The sequence below is a fragment of the Trinickia mobilis genome, from assembly GCF_017315705.1.
Taxonomy (GTDB): Bacteria; Pseudomonadota; Gammaproteobacteria; order Burkholderiales; family Burkholderiaceae; genus Trinickia_A; species Trinickia_A mobilis.
Map to the genome: position 1 here is coordinate 24939 of NZ_JAFLRF010000067.1, position 254 is coordinate 25192.

General features: G+C 60.2%; 1 protein-coding gene. It reads right to left on the minus strand.

Going from position 1 to position 254, the window contains the following annotated elements; genetic code table 11:
* On the minus strand, positions 1 to 254 hold a 254-nt coding region (locus J3489_RS39140), incomplete at both ends, for an aldehyde dehydrogenase family protein (RefSeq protein WP_207005494.1).

Below are 254 nucleotides of genomic sequence, written 5' to 3' on the forward strand. Positions count from 1 at the left end.
CACGGGATGATTCCACGGCGTCAGTAATGCGCATACCCCGTACGGCTGCCAGCTCGTCGAAGAGAAAAACCCGCCACGCAGCCGGTTTGTTTCGCCCTCCAGGCCCGGAGCGATGCCGGCAAAGTACTCGAGCCACTCCGGAATGCGCGACATTTGCGCTCGCATCTCGCGCAGGGGACGGCCCGTGATGGCTGACTCCCAACTGGCAAGATCCTGCATTCGATCACCGATCAGATTCGCAAGACTACGAAGAT